The 16,802-nt window shown below is 44.5% G+C and carries 14 protein-coding genes and 1 pseudogene; 8 read left to right on the top strand and 7 right to left on the bottom strand.

The window, feature by feature from the left end; genetic code table 11:
• Positions 1 to 33: 33 nt before the first annotated feature.
• The 5 genes from efp to rsmA all read right to left on the bottom strand — a co-directional run bounded on the left by efp (position 34) and on the right by rsmA (position 4,021).
• On the bottom strand, positions 34 to 600 hold the full coding sequence (efp, locus tag DW205_RS02930) for an elongation factor P (protein WP_005861200.1): 567 nt from the start codon (positions 598 to 600) through the stop codon (positions 34 to 36).
• A gap of 100 nt (positions 601 to 700) precedes the next feature.
• Entirely contained in the window at positions 701 to 1,405 is a 705-nt protein-coding gene (locus DW205_RS02925; protein WP_005861201.1) for an LrgB family protein, read from the bottom strand.
• Between the two features lie 3 nt (positions 1,406 to 1,408).
• The gene (locus DW205_RS02920; RefSeq protein ID WP_005861203.1) at positions 1,409 to 1,747 is read right to left on the bottom strand and encodes a CidA/LrgA family protein; all 339 of its coding nucleotides are present in this window, start codon (positions 1,745 to 1,747) and stop codon (positions 1,409 to 1,411) included.
• Between the two features lie 111 nt (positions 1,748 to 1,858).
• On the bottom strand, positions 1,859 to 3,205 hold the full coding sequence (mgtE, locus tag DW205_RS02915; RefSeq protein ID WP_005861206.1) for a magnesium transporter: 1,347 nt from the start codon (positions 3,203 to 3,205) through the stop codon (positions 1,859 to 1,861).
• Positions 3,206 to 3,220: 15 nt separating this feature from the next.
• Positions 3,221 to 4,021: a 16S rRNA (adenine(1518)-N(6)/adenine(1519)-N(6))-dimethyltransferase RsmA gene (gene rsmA, locus DW205_RS02910; protein WP_005866765.1), complete on the bottom strand. Its 801-nt coding sequence runs from the start codon at positions 4,019 to 4,021 to the stop codon at positions 3,221 to 3,223.
• Positions 4,022 to 4,116: 95 nt separating this feature from the next.
• Here rsmA and DW205_RS02905 point away from each other — a divergent pair, with 95 nt between their 5' ends.
• On the top strand, positions 4,117 to 5,130 hold the full coding sequence (locus DW205_RS02905) for a lysylphosphatidylglycerol synthase transmembrane domain-containing protein (RefSeq protein WP_005866766.1): 1,014 nt from the start codon (positions 4,117 to 4,119) through the stop codon (positions 5,128 to 5,130).
• A 50-nt stretch (positions 5,131 to 5,180) separates the two neighbouring features.
• Positions 5,181 to 6,635: an aminoacyl-histidine dipeptidase gene (locus DW205_RS02900; RefSeq protein WP_005866769.1), complete on the top strand. Its 1,455-nt coding sequence runs from the start codon at positions 5,181 to 5,183 to the stop codon at positions 6,633 to 6,635.
• A gap of 91 nt (positions 6,636 to 6,726) precedes the next feature.
• Here the strand turns inward: DW205_RS02900 and DW205_RS02895 are convergent.
• Positions 6,727 to 7,065, bottom strand: a pseudogene (locus DW205_RS02895) (PD-(D/E)XK nuclease family transposase); the annotation flags it as partial.
• A complete protein-coding gene (locus DW205_RS22785) occupies positions 7,014 to 7,172 on the bottom strand; it encodes a PD-(D/E)XK nuclease family transposase (RefSeq protein WP_005866772.1) in 159 nt (52 codons plus the stop codon). The gene DW205_RS22785 and the pseudogene DW205_RS02895, both read right to left, overlap by 52 nt.
• A gap of 1,052 nt (positions 7,173 to 8,224) precedes the next feature.
• On the opposite strand from DW205_RS22785, the gene DW205_RS02890 reads away from it, so the two are divergent.
• From DW205_RS02890 to porU, 6 genes are all read left to right on the top strand, one after another.
• A complete protein-coding gene (locus tag DW205_RS02890) occupies positions 8,225 to 11,071 on the top strand; it encodes a DUF6383 domain-containing protein (protein WP_005866774.1) in 2,847 nt (948 codons plus the stop codon).
• Positions 11,072 to 11,367: 296 nt separating this feature from the next.
• Positions 11,368 to 11,646: a hypothetical protein gene (locus DW205_RS02885; protein WP_005866776.1), complete on the top strand. Its 279-nt coding sequence runs from the start codon at positions 11,368 to 11,370 to the stop codon at positions 11,644 to 11,646.
• Positions 11,633 to 12,040: a type II toxin-antitoxin system VapC family toxin gene (locus DW205_RS02880; RefSeq protein ID WP_005866778.1), complete on the top strand. Its 408-nt coding sequence runs from the start codon at positions 11,633 to 11,635 to the stop codon at positions 12,038 to 12,040. Before DW205_RS02885 ends, DW205_RS02880 begins: the two co-directional genes overlap by 14 nt.
• 53 nt (positions 12,041 to 12,093) lie before the next feature.
• Positions 12,094 to 12,744, top strand: coding sequence for a redox-sensing transcriptional repressor Rex (locus tag DW205_RS02875; protein ID WP_005866780.1), 651 nt, complete (start codon positions 12,094 to 12,096; stop codon positions 12,742 to 12,744).
• A gap of 3 nt (positions 12,745 to 12,747) precedes the next feature.
• On the top strand, positions 12,748 to 13,362 hold the full coding sequence (locus DW205_RS02870; protein WP_005861219.1) for a fumarylacetoacetate hydrolase family protein: 615 nt from the start codon (positions 12,748 to 12,750) through the stop codon (positions 13,360 to 13,362).
• Entirely contained in the window at positions 13,359 to 16,772 is a 3,414-nt protein-coding gene (porU, locus tag DW205_RS02865) for a type IX secretion system sortase PorU (RefSeq protein ID WP_005866783.1), read from the top strand. The genes DW205_RS02870 and porU overlap by 4 nt, the downstream gene beginning before the upstream one ends.
• The last annotated feature ends 30 nt before the right edge of the window (positions 16,773 to 16,802 follow it).

The raw sequence follows: 16,802 nt of genomic DNA, 5'->3' as shown, positions 1-16,802 counted from the left end.
AAGCGGGAACCGTATATTTTGACAAGACCCGGATTACTCGCGGATACGGCCTACGTAAGAACCATCAGTCGTATTGATCTCGATAACCTCGCCCTCGTTGATGAACAACGGAACGCGAACTTCCGCACCAGTCTCTACGGTTGCCGGTTTCAAGGTGTTAGTAGCAGTGTCACCTTTAATACCCGGTTCTGTATAAGTAACTTTTAATTGAACTTTTGTAGGCATGTCGGCGAAAAGAACCGTATCGGTAGATGCATCAGAAACAACGTCTACAATTTCTCCCTCTTTCATGAAATCAACGCCGTTGATCAAGTTTTTGTCGATGATCACGTCATCGAATGTCTCTTGGTTCATGAAATGATAATGCTCGCCTTCCGTATAAGTGAACTGATACGGGCGACGTTCTACGCGTACATCTTCCAACTTCTCACCGATATTGAAACGACGCTCGATCTGACCGCCTTTTACAACATCTTTCAATGTGGTACGCATGATGGTATTACCTTTACCCGGTTTTACGTGAAGGAAATCGACGCAGAAATAGAGTTTTCCGTCCAAACGGATACAAGTTCCTTTCTTAATGTCTTGTGAATTGATCATATTTATTTTCTTTATTTATATATGTTATAGAGTAATCCGTAACGTTTTTCGGGTGCAAAAGTAGTACATTCCTGCTAAAGTAGCAAAAAGTTTTGCGTATTTATATGGAAAAATAGTTGCAAATCAACCGAATAACCGGAACCAAGACCGCTGTCATGATACCCATCAAGCCAATCGCCAGTCCGCTTAATGCTCCTTCGATGGCCCCGATTTGAATGGCCGCTGCTGTTCCTACTCCATGGGAGGAAGCCCCTAACGCCAGTCCTTTAGCGATATGGCTATCTATTCCCAGTACCCTCATCACGATAGGGCCCACTATACTGCCAAAGATTCCTACCGCTACGACGATGACGGCGGTAAGTGAAGGTATGCCGCCCGCTTTCTCCGCTATCCCCATAGCGATCGGGGTGGTGACGGATTTCGGCTGGAGCGTGGCGATCAACGCTTGGTCGGCTCCCATCAATTTACCGATGATGATTACGCTTACGATTCCGACAATGGCCCCGACAAATACGGAAGTCAAGATCGAAACGACATTTCCCTTTAGATATTGGATTTGCTCATATAACACATAGCCAAGGGCCACTACGGAAGGCCCCAGCATAAAATGGATCAAATGACTGCTTTGCTGGAACGACTCATATTGAATGCCTAGGACTTCCAGTACCACGATAATCACGAAGATGGTCGTAAGCAAAGGATGCAAAAGACTGATATGGACTTTCTTGTAAAGAGCCAAGGAAGTCAGGTAGGTACCAATTACCAAGGTAAGAGCGAAAATCTCGGAATGCGCCAGATTATCCATGGTCTATTTTCCCTTTTCCAGTTTTTGTTGCACCAACGCTACGCTGGCGATGACTAAAATTGTACTTACTACGGAAGCGATCAGCAGGACTGCCCAATACTCGGAGATGATCCCGAAGGAATTCATAAGCCCTACACCGGCAGGAACGAAGAATAATCCCATGTTTTGGGTAAGAACCGTGGAAAGACGTTTCACCTTTTCAGGTTTTACTTTCTTGAACGCAAGGGCTAAGAACAATAGCACCATCCCAATTACGCTACCCGGTATGAAACCGTCGATAAAGTAGCTGATAAACTCTCCCGTGAAATAGAAGAAGAGAATGTAAAATGCTTCTGTTAGCATAGTTTTTCTACCTTTTTTGATAACCGCTACAAAGATAACAGCTATTTCGTAGATATGTTCTATAACATATTATTTTAACATAATAGGGGCGGGGTTCGCCCACCCGTGGCATCAAGCTAACGCGGAAGTAATGAACATATAAATCATCATACCGATAATATCGTTGGTAATGGTGATAAACGGTCCGGTCGCCAAGGCCGGATCTATCTTCATCTTATCTAAGGTCATGGGAACTAGCGTGCCGAATATACTGGCGAACATTACGACGGCGAATAGGCTTAAAGATACGGAGGCCGTAATCCCCCGGTCTCCCAGCATGAAGAAATTGTAAATGAACACGACCAGACTGATAATGCTGGCATTGATTAACGAGACTACAGACTCTTTTAGGATTTGCGGTACGATATTCCCTTCCTTCAAGGTATTGTTTGCCAAGCCCTGTACCACGATAGCGGAAGATTGTATGCCTACGTTTCCACCGGTACCACCGATCAGCGGGATAAATAGCGCCATCTTCGGGTTAGTGGCGAAACTGCTCTCGAAACCACCGAGGATAACGGAGTTTCCCAATCCTCCGATCATGCCGATCAGCAGCCAAGGTAGGCGGGCGGCGGTTTGGGTGAATACATTATCCGAGGTTTCCACGTCTTGCGAGATACCAGATGCCAACTGGTAATCACGCTCGTGTTGCTCGCGTACCTCATCCATAACGTCGTCGATCGTGATACGTCCTACCAGACGTCCGATACTATCGACTACGGGCAAGGCTACCAAGTCGTATTTCTCGATCGTCTCCGTAACCTCCTCGATACTGTCGCTGTCGCGAACGGAGATCGGGTCTTTTTTCATGACATGCTTGATCTTGGAGACGGATGGGTGGGTAATCAGTTTCTGCAAGGGGAGCACACCTTTCAAGCGCTCGTCGTCATCCACTACATATACATAATAGATCTCGCTCATCTCCTCCGCTTGCTTGCGCATCTCGTCGATACATTTGGGCATACTCCAATTCTCGTTCACCACGATCATCTCGGTACCCATCAAACCGCCGGCGGTGTCCTCGTCGTATTTCAACAAGTCCACGATATCACCGGCCTGCTCTACGTCCTCGATATGCGAAAGGATCTCCTCTTGGGTATCCTCGTCCAACTCACGCATCAAGTCAACGGCATCATCCGTTTCCATGTTATCGACGAAACGCTTGGCGATAAGCTCATTGGGAAGTTCCTTCAATAATTTATGACGGTCTTCCTCATCCAGCTCCATCAAGACATCCGCCGCTTTGTCGCCATCCATCAATAGATAGAGATAAATGGCCTCTTGCAAGTTCAGTTCTTGATAAAGCTCGGCTATATCGGCAGGATATAGTTCATGAAGTACCTCCTGTGCCTTCGCGTCATCTTTGGCCTCGATGATGCTTTTCAGGTTCTCGATGTAATCTTTCGTCAGTTCGATCATTGGACTCTTATATTATTATAGGACATCACCAGCCTGCTTCTCCAAATGCTTTTGGCTGATCAAGGTCAGTTCCACGAATTGCTCCACGGATAACTGTTCCGGGCGCTTGTCGAATATCGGCAAGGCGTAATCCGGGCAATCTTTACCCAATAGGGGTTTCATGGAATTACGAAGCGTTTTCCTTCGTTGGTTGAATGAGGTCTTTACTACAGTCTTGAATAACTTCTCGTCGCATCCCAGCTCCTTGCGGTCGTTACGGGTAATTTTCAATACGGCGCTTTTCACTTTTGGAGGCGGATCGAATACTTTCTCACTGACGGTAAAGAGGTATTCCACGTCGTACCAAGCTTGCAACAGTACGCTCAATATCCCGTACGTCTTGCTACCGGGACCCGCCGCTAGGCGTTCCGCTACCTCTTTTTGTAACATCCCCGAGCAGCAGGGAATCTGGTCCTTATAATCGAGGACCTTGAAGAATATCTGGCTGGAGATATTATAGGGGTAATTACCGATCACACAAAACTGCCCCGGAAATAGCTTCGAGAGATCCAATTTTAGGAAATCCTCGGCGATGATACGTCCTTTCAGATCGGGGAAATTCAGGTTCAGGTAATCTACGGATTCCATGTCCAACTCGACAACGGTTAAATCATGTCCCGCCTCCAGCAAGAACTGGGTAAGGACTCCCATTCCCGGTCCGATTTCCAAGACCGGCAAGGATTTGAAAGTATCGAGTGTGTCCGCAATGCGCTGTGCTATTTGCAGATCCTTTAGGAAATGTTGCCCTAATGCTTTTTTTGGCTTAACTAATCTCATCCACTTTTCGGTGTAATGTGTTTGTTTTTAAATATTATGCTTATCTTTGCGGATGCACAAAAGTACAATAAATAATTTAAAGTTCCCTATACCTAATGGATTTTAAGAGCATTCTACGTACGTTTCTGAAGATAATTCTACCTTTAGCCTTCGGCTGTTTACTTCTTTGGTTTTTGTATCGGAAAATGGATATCACTGAGATTTGGCGAGTAGTCAAGGAGGGGGTTCGTTATGATATTATTCTGGTTTCTTTATTGTTCGGCTTGTTCGCCAATATCGTCCGTGGCTTACGGTGGGGATTGCTGATCAGTTCCTTGGGCGAGCGCTTCAAGATGAGTAACGTGATTTACGCCGTGCTGGGTAATTACGCGGTGAATCTGGTGTTGCCCCGTGTCGGCGAGGTATGGCGTTGCGGCATGATCACGAAATACGATAAGATCTCGTTTACCAAGCTGTTAGGTACGCTGTTGATCGACCGTGTGAGCGATACGATCATGGTCGGTTTGATAACCTTGATGATATTCATATTTAATATAAGCTTCTTTACGAGTTTCTTCGCCAAGAACCCGGCTTTGCTCGAAGGGTTCCAGTCCATGTTTAATTCGATATGGATTTACGTGGCGGTGATAATTTTTGTCGCTGTAATTTGGTTTGTATTCACTTATATGAGTAACTTTACGCTGGTACAGAAAGCCAAAGGCATGTTGAAGAATGTATGGACCGGTATGAAGAGTATCTGGTACATGGAGCATAAGATGCGTTTCGTGATAGAGACGTTATTGATTTGGGGAGGTTATTTCTGTTACTTTTATATTACGTTCTATGCTTTCGACTTTACCAAGGACTTGGGTATCGTGGTCGGGCTGATCACGTTTACGATGAGTAGTATCGGCGTGGCGGTGCCTGTTCAAGGCGGTATCGGACCGTGGCATTTCATGGTGATCGCTACCTTGGTTTGTTTTGGCGTGAACGAGAATGACGCGGCGGCGTTCGCCTTGGTCGTTCATACGGTACAGACGGTATGGACGGGATTGTGCGGATTGTTCGGCGTGGTGGCTTTGCCGCTCACCAACCGGGAGAACAAAGAGATTCCGGTCGCTGTTTCGTGATGAATACAAGATATGTATTAAATATGAACTGAACTAAATTATTAACATCTATGTCAGCAGAAATCAAAGATCTATCTCCGAAGCATGTATGGGGTTATTTTTATGACCTTACGCAAATCCCCCGTCCGACCGGACATATGGAGGCAGTAACCCGTTTTATGATATCCTTTGGTAAAGGATTGGGACTGGAAACCCTGCAAGATGAGGTGGGTAACGTATTGATCCGTAAGCCGGCTACGCCCGGAATGGAAGGTCGTAAGACCGTGACATTGCAGTCTCATCTGGATATGGTTCCCCAAAAAAACTCTTCTGTAAAGCATGATTTCGAGAAAGATCCGATCGACGCTTACATAGACGGTGATTGGGTGACGGCCCGTGAGACGACTTTGGGGGCGGACAATGGCATGGGCGCCGCTCTGGCGATGGCCGTGTTGGCGGACAATAGCTTGCGTCACGGACCGATCGAGGCCCTGTTTACGATTGATGAGGAGCAGGGAATGGACGGCGCTTTCGGCTTGAAGCCGCATTTCTTAAAGGGTGATATTTTATTGAATTGTGATTCCGAGAAGGAAGGGGAGTTGTTCGTAGGTTGCGCAGGTGGCGCTAACGTGAATGTCTCTTTCCAATTTAAGGAGGATACTTATATTCCGGAAGGTGACGTGGCTGTCAAGGTTAGCTTGGCTGGCTTGAAAGGTGGTCATTCCGGTGTGGATATTCATTTAGGGCGTGCGAACGCGAATAAGTTGATCTTCCGTTTCTTGAAAGAGGCGGTATGCGATTATGGCGCTCGTTTGTCTTCTGTGGCGGGTGGTTCCTTGCCTAACGCAATCCCTCGTGAGGCTTTTGCCGTGATAACGATTCCGGGTGATAACGTGGAGTCTCTTTGGGAGCTAGTGGCTGATTACCAAGATATGTTCCGTACGGAGTATATGGGTGTGGAGGATAAGATCGATTTCGTCGCGGAGATGGTTGAATTGCCGTCTACGTTGATTCCGGAGGAGATACAGGATGATTTGATCAATGCGATCGAGGGTTGCCAGAATGGTGTGATTAGCATGTTGCATGATTTCCCGGGTACGGTTGAGTCTTCCTCTAACTTGGCGATCGTGAAGACATCTGATGAGTTGATCGAGGTGAAAATCTTGGTGCGTAGCTCATCCGAGTCTCGCAGGGATTCTGTTTGCTCAAGTCTGGAAAGTGTATTCGCTTTGGCAGGGGCTAAGGTGGAGGAGTCCGGTCATTATAATGGCTGGCAGCCTAATATCAATTCCCCGATCTTGAACTTGATGAAATCTACCTATCTGGATTTATTTGGTAAGGAACCTGAGGTGAAGGTGATGCATGCCGGATTGGAATGCGGTATCATCCAAGGTGCTTATCCGGATATGGATATGGTTTCTATCGGACCGGATTTGGAATATCCGCACTCACCGGATGAGCGAGTGAATATTCATTCCGTACAGAAGATCTGGGAGTTTATTACAGCTACATTGGAGAGAATCTAAGGATCTCTTTCCTTATAGATATTAAACAAGCCCTCCAGCCTTTATTCTTCTAACCATTCGGTTAGCGAGAATAGGGCTGGAGGGTTTATTTTTATAGTTTCTCTATATCCTCAAGGGAGAGCCCAGTGTATTTTTGGATAATTGAGTGGGATAATCCATCCGCTTTCATGTTGCGGGCCGTAGATTCTTTCCCTTTCAATATCCCTTTCTCCTCTGCGTAATCGATCGTATTCTTATAATCCCTGTATCGTTTCAGAGCCTCGTCGTATTGTATGCGTTCTTCCTTGCTGAGGTTTGCCACGTCGGCTACTTCCAGCAACTTATCGAAGACCGCCTTTTTCGCCTTGAACGGCATTCTCTCTAAAGTGTCCATATGCTTCAATAAATAAATCCAACGTTCAAAATCATTCTCGCACTCGTCCGGTTCTCTCCGAAGAACAACTGGTTCAGGAAATCGATTAGTAACTCCTTGTGTACCTCCTGCCCGAATATCCGGTGAAAGCCGAAATCGGTGAAGGGATTGATAAATTTCCCCATAGTGTTTATAGGTTTTAGTGATTAATATGAAAGGGATGGTTCTTTTCCCATCTCTTGCGGTAAAGATACGCTTTTAAAAATAAACACGTACGTCTTTTTGAAAAAACATGTACGTGTTTCCGGAAAAAGACGTACGTGTTTTTTGAAGGTCATAATGTTACCGTTATATCTAGGACCTTGAAAGAATCAGATGTCTTGAAAACGGTTGTTGACTTGACTTTTTGCTTGATATAAGGCTTGAATCGTGACAATCCCTTTTTGCTAGCATCGTGAAATAGGGGGAAGGGGGAGACGATAATCGGGGTTTTTTATGGAAAAGTATGGCTTTTTACGCACGATATACGGTAAAAGCCTGCGCATATAGTTGCGTTGGGTAACGCCTATACTGCCGTTGGGCATTATAAACAGTCACGAATAGGATTGGCGGTAGTCGTGAATGGGCATTGTAACCCTGTTAGAACCCAGTCGTAACCCCATGGAATAGCCAAAAGAAGTCAATAGATATGAATTACGATGAATTAATTTCGCTAGAACGGAAGGCGGTTTTTGGACATTGTTCTGCCAATGAGTGGATTACTGATTTTTTCTTGCGTATTTGGCGATGAGTTGTACGTTGGCCTAGGAAAATCGATTCTTGGGAGGTTCAGTTTACAATTTGTCAAAATGTCAAAAAGGAAAGCTTTTGATAGATGTTAGACTGAATGGAGAATATTATTAAATATGTACGTGCGTACATTGATATTTATAAGGTATAAAACGATTAGTTTAAACCTTCGTTTAAATCTTGCGTTTTTTAGATCTTCGGAAGGGTGTTCGTAAGAGGAAGCGACGGGTTTGTCAGTGATAGGCTATTGTATTGATAAGAAAGCTAATAAGGATGTGAAAAAATAATGGGTAAGGGTTGCAAGTGTCAAAGAAACGCGTACCTTTGCAAATGCAAGATTTAAACGAAGGTTTAAGCTAGCCGTTTTTACGGTGAATTGAATGCCTTCGAATGATTTAATAGCTTGATTATCTTAATAAACACTAGTATTAATATTAATTTCAGTATTATGAACAAAAAGTTTTCTACTCTTTTGGTAGGGTTAGCTTTAACTACGGCTTTCTCTGCAAATGCGGCGGATCCTGTTGACAAACAACTGCATCAGTTGAAAGTTGGCGGCAAGTATTTGTCCGTGACAAAATCCAAAGTCAATACGTCTGCGGATAGTTTGATCCTTGTATCTGAAGATAAAGTGGGTGAGGACGTAATGAAAGATTCTTACAAGAAATCTTTATGGAAGTTGACGAAAGGAAGCACTGATAACACTCAAGATCCGGTATGGACGTTGACAAACTGGGCTACCGGTAACGTGCTGAGCTTGGATCTTACTAAATCAACTACAACTTTCGCTGAAGGTAAGCAGTCTAAGTGGTTGATCGCTGATAATGGCAATATTAAGGCTATCAGTGGCGGTAAGGTGTATGCCCTTTATACGGAGGAGGTAAAAGACAAAGAGGATAAAGTTGTAGGTACAGCCTTGAAGATCGGTAAGGATAAGACTTTCGCTAATTTCGTTTATACGCAACCTACGGCAAAGGATGCGTTATCTGTTAGCGAGATCAATGGTTTGTATGGAACTTCTTCCGTATTCGATTTCGAGAAGGATTTGAATGGTAACCCGATTGACGGTGTTGCAATCAATGCGACAGAGATAAAGGGTGAAACCGATGGTTTTGTGAATATCCGTTTGAACAATGGCAAATATTTGGTAGTCGATTCTACTGTATGGACAAACTCGGTTAATAAGAATGAGTATTGGAAGTTAACGACAGACGCATTACCTACGGAAATTGCGGATAACGATGAGAAATCTGCGGCTTTAGAGGATGTGGAGTTGTTAGAGAATGGTCGTTCCGCAGACTTCTATGCGTTCAAGATTAAATTGAATATCGCTGAAGGCTATAAGATGACTATTTATCCGAAAGCAGTTCCTACTTATTCTAATGATGATGAGAAGAGAGGCGAACAAACTGCGTTCTCTTTTGGAACAGAGACAACAAGTCGTGCTTTGGTTTACGGTAAATTCGCCGATAGTAAAGAGGTTTTAGCTGCGACAAAAGTTGTCGCTACAGGGGATAACTTGAAAGATGCTGTCGCTACGTTTGGTGTAGTTGAGGCTCCGGATGCTTTGGATACAGATTATACTTATTATGTACAGTTCTACAATAAGAAGAAAGTATCTACAGAGACAGGTAAGTGGATTTCTGATTCGAACTATAATAAATATGTATATACGGCTTGTGATGAAAGCAGAGCTTATGAAAAGGCTTCTGTAGAGGCTCCGGCTTATATGTGGTATTTGAATGGAGAGGGTGTGTTGAAGAATATGATAGTTCCTACTGAATCATATACAGGATTCATCACATTAATCAACGAAGAGAATGGTGTTTACGCATTCGGTACGGATACGCTTAAATTGACAAAAGGTCCGAAGGTAAAGGATGCTCAGAAGATGGGTTATAAGCTTGTCACTAAGGCAGACGAGGTAAACGGTGCGTTGTCTTTCCGTTTGGTTTCTCTTTTGGCAGATGACTTGTATATGATCTCTAAAGATGGCGTGATGTATGTGGCTAATAGCGAATTGGCCGACGCTCAGAAACTGAAAGTAACCGGTGCTGAGACTCCGGATGAGGAGAGCGGTGAAATCGAATATGCTAAGGTTGGTAACGATGTCATTAAACCGGTTTATAAGATTACGGATCGTTTAGGCAAGAAAGTGCTTGTCTTGAAAAATGAAAAGTTCGTCTTAGTAGACAAGGACAGCGAGGACGCCGAGAATCCATTGGCTGTTTCTTTCTTGTCTATGGGCAAGAATAATCAATATAAGATTGTTTATAGTGCCGACAACCAGGATTACGCTATCACGGCAAACGCCGCTTCCGGTATCTTAGCCGAGACGACTCTTTGCGATAATCAGAATGTAATCTTCGAGTTCGCTACGCAAGAAGCTCCTGCTTATGGCGCTCCTGCTATCGGTCACGTACAGATCTCCACGATGGAGGATGATAACAAAGTGATCGCTAACCAGAAAGATGGTTTTGCGGCGTTGAAGGCTGAGGGTCAATCCATCTTGAAGAGTGATGTTTATACTCAAGATACGTTGACTATGTGGTTGGATACAGCTTGTGTGACATTCGATGAGACTATGCCGTTGTATTATATCTCTACGAAGACATTCAACGCAGAGGCTGAGACTCGCAACTTCTTGATTAACCCGGCTAATATTTCTGCCGAAATTGAGAAGAATAATGAAGATCCGGATGCGGCAGAGATCGAGAATATCTATGATTATGCTCATGTAGCTGGTGATGATACTTATCGTGCGGCATTTGCGGCAGCTTCTGTATGTGGTCTTGACTCTATCGCTATCGATGGTGATACGATCGGTTTGATGCAATTGAATCCGGCAGCTGTTGCTTTTGAAGTAGCCGCTGAGATTAGCGATGAGGCTTATCGCATCGTTTCTAAGTTGCATGCTAAAAATGAGGAGTATGATGCAGAAGTTGAGGGTTCTCTTCCTTACGTGGAATCAGAAACGACTCTTTATCTGGCTCAATTGAACAACGTATTGTTCTGGACGGAAGATCAAGCTAAGGCTGAAATCTTCGTAATCAACCGCGCTTCCACTCCGACATCTAACGAAGGCTTCGAGGCTGAGTCTGCTGTTAAGGTTATCGCTGGTAACGGTACTGTAACCGTACAGGGTGCAGCTGGCCAGACTGTAACAATCGCTACCGTATTAGGTAAGGCAGTTGCTGACGAGGTGGTTGCTTCTGATAACGCTACGATCGCTGCTCCGGCTGGTGTAGTATTCGTAACTGTTAACGGTGAGACTACGAAAGTGGTTGTTAAATAAGCACTTTTGATATAGAATGCGAAAAGCATTTGAAGAAGATATATAATTCTAAGATTCCCGTGCGGAGATTCGTCTTCAAGTAAACCGTGAGGTTGAACATGCGGGGATATTAATACTAAAGTAAAAAATTAAAGCTCTCCGTCAGTATTTCCGTGAGGCAAGAAAGCGGAAAAAGAATAAGCCCCGGTCGGTTTCTCGATCGGGGCTTTTTGCCTATTCTTTATAATTGAAACCCAATTAGGAGATTTGCGGGAAATGCGCTATCTTTGCTTTCAGTTTTAAAAGGAGGATTTATCATGAAAGCAACCATCTCATTAGACGGTATTTTAGCTTTTCTAAAGTCATTGTCACTGAGTGCGAGCAATAAAGAATGGCTAGCTGAAAAGCTTATAGAGGAAGCTCGTAAAGAAAAGAAGGCCGCTCAAAGTGAATCTTATGAAGACTTCATTAATAGAATGTGTGGGGCTTGGAGGGATGACCCACGTTCGACAGAGCAGATAATTGCAGATATACGTGGTTCGCGCCAGTTTGATGTGACGCGTCATATTATGCCGTTGACAGATGAAAAAGAGTAAGTATTTATTGGATACTAATATCTGTATATCCTTATTGAGAGGTAACAGGGATGTTGCTCGAAAGTTGATAGGGATAGGTGAAGATAAGTGCTTCTTATCGGTCATTACATTATATGAGTTGATGTTTGGTGCCTATAACTCTGGACGTAGTCAACAGGAAATTCTTAAGGTGAAAGAATTTGTGAACCGTTTTCCTGTTGTCTCGTTGATGGACTCTGCCGAGGAATATGCTTTTAGAAAAACTCAACTTCGTGCTTCCGGCATTATGATTGATGAATTCGACTTGTTGATAGCAGCTACGGCTTTATCTGGTAATTATATTCTAGTGACAGATAATATAAAACACTTTCAAAGAATAACAAACCTTAGGCTAGAAAACTGGATCAAGAGATAATATCTCTTCTTGCGTAATTATGATTTGTTATACATGAATAGGAAAATTAGACAATGGCCAGCGATGATATAAAACAGGCATGGAAAGTGCCGGAACCTACGTTAAGGAGGTTGCCGTGGTATCTTGCGTTTGTAAAGTTGATGAAAGGAAAAGGGGAAACGTTTATCTCATCCACCCAGATCGCTAAGGAGATAAATGTAGATCCTAGTCAGGTCGCTAAAGATCTCTCTTTTGTGAATATCTCCGGGAAGACGAGAGTGGGATACGATATTAACGCGTTGGTTGACGTACTGGAGGATTTCCTCGGTTTTACATCCCAGCATAAGGCATTTCTGTTTGGGGTAGGGAGTCTGGGCGCTTCTTTGTTGCATGACACCGGACTGAGCCAATATGGTTTGGAGATCGTGGCGGGCTTTGATGTCCGTGAGGATTTGGACGGGAGCATGATCAATGGCATTCCCGTTTTTCATATGGATGATTTTCCTGCCAAGCAGAAAGAATATGGCGCGACGATCGGGGTGATCACCGTGCCGGTGGAGAAAGCGCAGGAGGTGACAGACCGGATTATCGAGGGAGGAATCAAGGCTCTTTGGAATTTTACCCCCTTCCGTATACGGGTGCCGGAACATATCGTAGTCCAGAATACTTCTATGTATGCGCATTTAGCTGTTATGTTTAATCGATTGAACTCAATGAATCACTAAAATATGAAGATTATCGCCGTTGGAATGAACTATGCCGCTCACAATAAAGAGCTGCATCATTCGTTAGAATTATCAGAGCCTACTATTTTTATGAAGTCGGACTCCTCTTTGTTGAAAGATGGGAAACCGTTTTTTATTCCGGATTTCTCATCGGAAGTTCATTATGAGACGGAGATCGTGGTACGGATAGACCGTTTGGGGAAAAATATAGCCGAGCGTTTCGCTCATCGTTATTACAATGAGGTTACGGTCGGTATTGATTTCACGGCACGGGATTTGCAGAATAAATTGCGTGCGCAAGGGCTACCGTGGGAGATTAGTAAGGCGTTTGATAATTCGGCTGTGATCGGGACCTTTATTCCGCTGGAGCAAGCGGGGGATGTAAACCGGCTTCCGTTCCATCTGGATATCAATGGCTCGAAGGTACAGGAAGGCAATACCTCGAATATGCTGTTTTCGGTAGATAAGATTATCGCGTACGTAAGTCGCTTCTTTACGCTGAAAATAGGCGATTTGATTTATACCGGAACACCTGCTGGCGTAGGTCCCGTGAAGATCGACGATCATCTGGAGGGATATCTTGGCGAGCGGAAGCTTCTGGATTTTTATGTGAGATGAGAAGATTAATATATATATTCATTATAGGTTTATTACTTTGCTCATATACATGGGCGGATGGTAGCCGTTATGCTTCTAAATCCCTGTTATCGGAGGGGAAATGGGTGAAGATCCGGGTGGATAAGACCGGAATCTACAAATTATCCTATGCGGATTTGAAGAATATGGGTTTCTCGGCCCCATCGAAAGTCTCTGTCCATGGCTATGGAGGATGGCCCTTGGATGAGGATTTCAGTAAGGAATATATCGATGATGTCCCTTCTACACCGGTTTGGCGTGGGAGTGATTACCTGTTATTCTACGGGAAAGGGCCGGTTAAATGGGAGTATGACTCGTCGAGCCAGACATTCGTGCATACGAATAATCCTTATTCATTGTATGGCTATTATTTTGTGACCGATGCCACTCCGACGAATGATATGACTTCCGTGGCTCAAGCGAGTGGCGCGACTAATCGGATCACGACTTACGATGATTATTTGGTGCATGAGCAAGAATTAGTATCGTTGGCGAAATCGGGTAGGGAGCTGTATGGGGAAGATTTTAGCGGAGCTACCCCCCGAACCCTATCAACATTCTCTTCAATTCCGGGAATCACGAATGAAGACGCTAAGGTAACCATGAGCTTTGTATCCAAAGTCACTTCCGGTACGGGAGTCGCTTCTTTGAGTATTAATCAGTCTAATGTTCTGGACGTTTCGATCCGCTCGAATAGAGAGGAATATGTGAAGGCGCTAGAAGGGGTAAGCACGGCGGTATGGAAAGGCGAGAAGAGTGAGAAAAACAGTGTGGTCGTGTCTTATAATTCGGCTTCTCATAACAATGTACGGTTAAATTACGTTCGGTTACATTTTAAGAGGACTTTGCAGCTGTATGGGGCCTATACTTTTTTTCGTAGTATAGCTTCTATCGGAAATGTTTCCCGGTTCGTGGTACAGGGCGCAAACGCGAATACCTTGGTCTTTGATGTGACGGATGCTCAGCGGGTAAGACTGATGGAGACGGAATTGAATGGCTCCGAACTTACTTTCTCTATTCCTGCCGGTACCTTACGGGAGTTCGTTTTGGTACGGACGGATCAGAGCTTTATCTCTCCGGAGGTTGTCGGTGAGGTGGAGAATCAAAACCTACATGCCTTGGAGCAAAAAGACATGATCATCATAGCGGCTAAAGCTTTCCAAACGCAAGCGGAACGGTTGGCGGAGGAACACCGGGCAACAGACGGATTGACCGTGGAAGTCGTGGATCCTCAGTCGATTTATAATGAGTTCTCAAGCGGTGCGCCTGACGCTACCGCTTACCGCCGGTTCATGAAAATGTTCTACGATCGTAGCGTGTCTGCCGGTAACGCTCCAAAATACCTGTTATTGTTTGGCGATGGTATTTACGACAACCGGGGAATTTGCTCGGACGTGAAAAATATAGCAAGGGATAATATGTTGCTGACCTATCAGTCGAGAGCGTCCTTGTTTGAATATTCAGGATTGTTCTATAATTCTAATTTCTCGTATGTAACGGATGATTATTATGGGCTATTGGATAATGTATCCGAGGAGGCACTTGATAAGCCGAACAGTATTTGCATAGGTGTAGGACGTTTCCCCGTGCGGACGGTAACGGAGGCTACCCAAATGGTAGATAAGGTAATCGGTTATATGCGGAACGAGGACAGAGGCGGCTGGAAAAACCAAATCACCTTCGTGGCGGATGATGGTAACAATGCGGATCACTATACGAGTAGTCATGCGGAACAAGCTGATGAGCTGGCCCGGTTTATAGAGGAAAATCATGGGGCTTTCCTAACGAATAAAGTTTATTTCGATGCGTTTAAGCGAGATAATAGCGGAACGTATCCGGATGTACGTAAGCGGATCTCTGAATTATTGAAGAAAGGGCAACTGTTGATTAACTATACGGGGCATGGTAATACGACCGCTTGGTCTGACGAATACGTGTGGACACAGACGGATATCTTACAATCTACTTATACGAAACTACCCATTTGGGTGACGGCGACTTGCGATTTTACCCGTTTCGATGACGTGAATACCTCGGCGGGAGAATCTGTTTTCTTGAATGCGAAAAGTGGAGGGATCGCATTGTTTACGACAACCCGTGTGGTTGTATCTAGCGGTAACTCGGCACTGAATAAGGAACTTTACCGCAATCTCTTTGAGAGGGAGAGTGACGGACGGGCCCGTACCTTGGGCGAGGCCATGATGGAGACCAAGCGGAAACTGTCTGGTATCAATAAACTTAATTTTATTTTGATAGGTGACCCTGCTTTGAGAATCTCCTATCCGGAGTATAAGGCGCAAGTGACAGCCGTGAACGGCAAGGCCATATCAGATGAGCCTTTTACGTTTAAGGCTTTGGAGAAAATAACGGTGGAGGGAGAGATCTTAGATACGAAAGAGGGCTTGGCTAACGATTTTACCGGTATCCTAAATGCTACGGTGCTGGATAGTAAAGCTTCATTGACCACCTTGGGCAATAATACGAATGAAAAAGGAGATACGGTCCGCTTCTCTTACACAGATTACCCGAATACGATCTATATCGGGCAAGATTCGGTACGGCAAGGAAAATTTAGTTTTACATTTATGGTACCGAAAGATATCTCTTATTCGAATAAGCAGGGAAAACTGAATCTCTACGCCTCGGATGAGGTGAACAAGCATGAGGCACAAGGATCTTTCTTGAATTATATCGTTGGCGGTACCGCTGATAATGCGGAGGCAGATACGATCGGCCCTGAGATCCGGCAGATTTACTTGAATGATTCTAGTTTTGTAGAGGGTGATCAAGTGAATACGACTCCTTATTTTGTCGCTAGGCTGTGGGACAAGAGCGGTGTGAATATAACAGGTAGTAGTGTAGGGCATGATATCATGCTGACGGTCGACAGTATGCCTTCCATGAGTTATAACTTGAATAATTACTATGCACTATTACCCGATAAAGAAGGGGAAGGACTTGTCCAGTTCTCCATCCCCGAGCTGGAGCCGGGAATGCATACGGCCGAGTTTAAGGTGTGGGATATCTTAAATAACTCCACGACCTATACCTTTACTTTTGAGGTGGCGGAAGGGTTGAAACCTAATCTGATCGAGATGTATGCCACCCCGAATCCGGCACGGGATCAAGTGGAATTCTTTCTGCATCACAATCGTCCGGAGTCGAACTTAAAGGTGACGGTTATGGTTTATGATATGACCGGTAAGTTCCTATGGAGTACCGAGAAGAGCGGTTCCTCCGAGTTGTTTAAGGCTTATATCGTAACTTGGAACTTGACGGATAACGGTGGCAGGCGGTTGCGCCCGGGAGTTTATCTGTATCGGGCGGCGATTAGTACGAATAACTCGAAAGAGGCGACGAAAGCGAATAAATTAATCATTCTCGCACAATAAAGTATCGGGTAATTAGTTTATAATAAGCAT

It is taken from the genome of Parabacteroides sp. AM17-47 (assembly GCF_003434625.1).
In the GTDB taxonomy this organism is placed as follows: Bacteria; Bacteroidota; Bacteroidia; order Bacteroidales; family Tannerellaceae; genus Parabacteroides; species Parabacteroides distasonis.
Note: the sequence above shows the minus strand (reverse complement) of the source record. Positions and strands in the feature narration are given on the sequence as shown.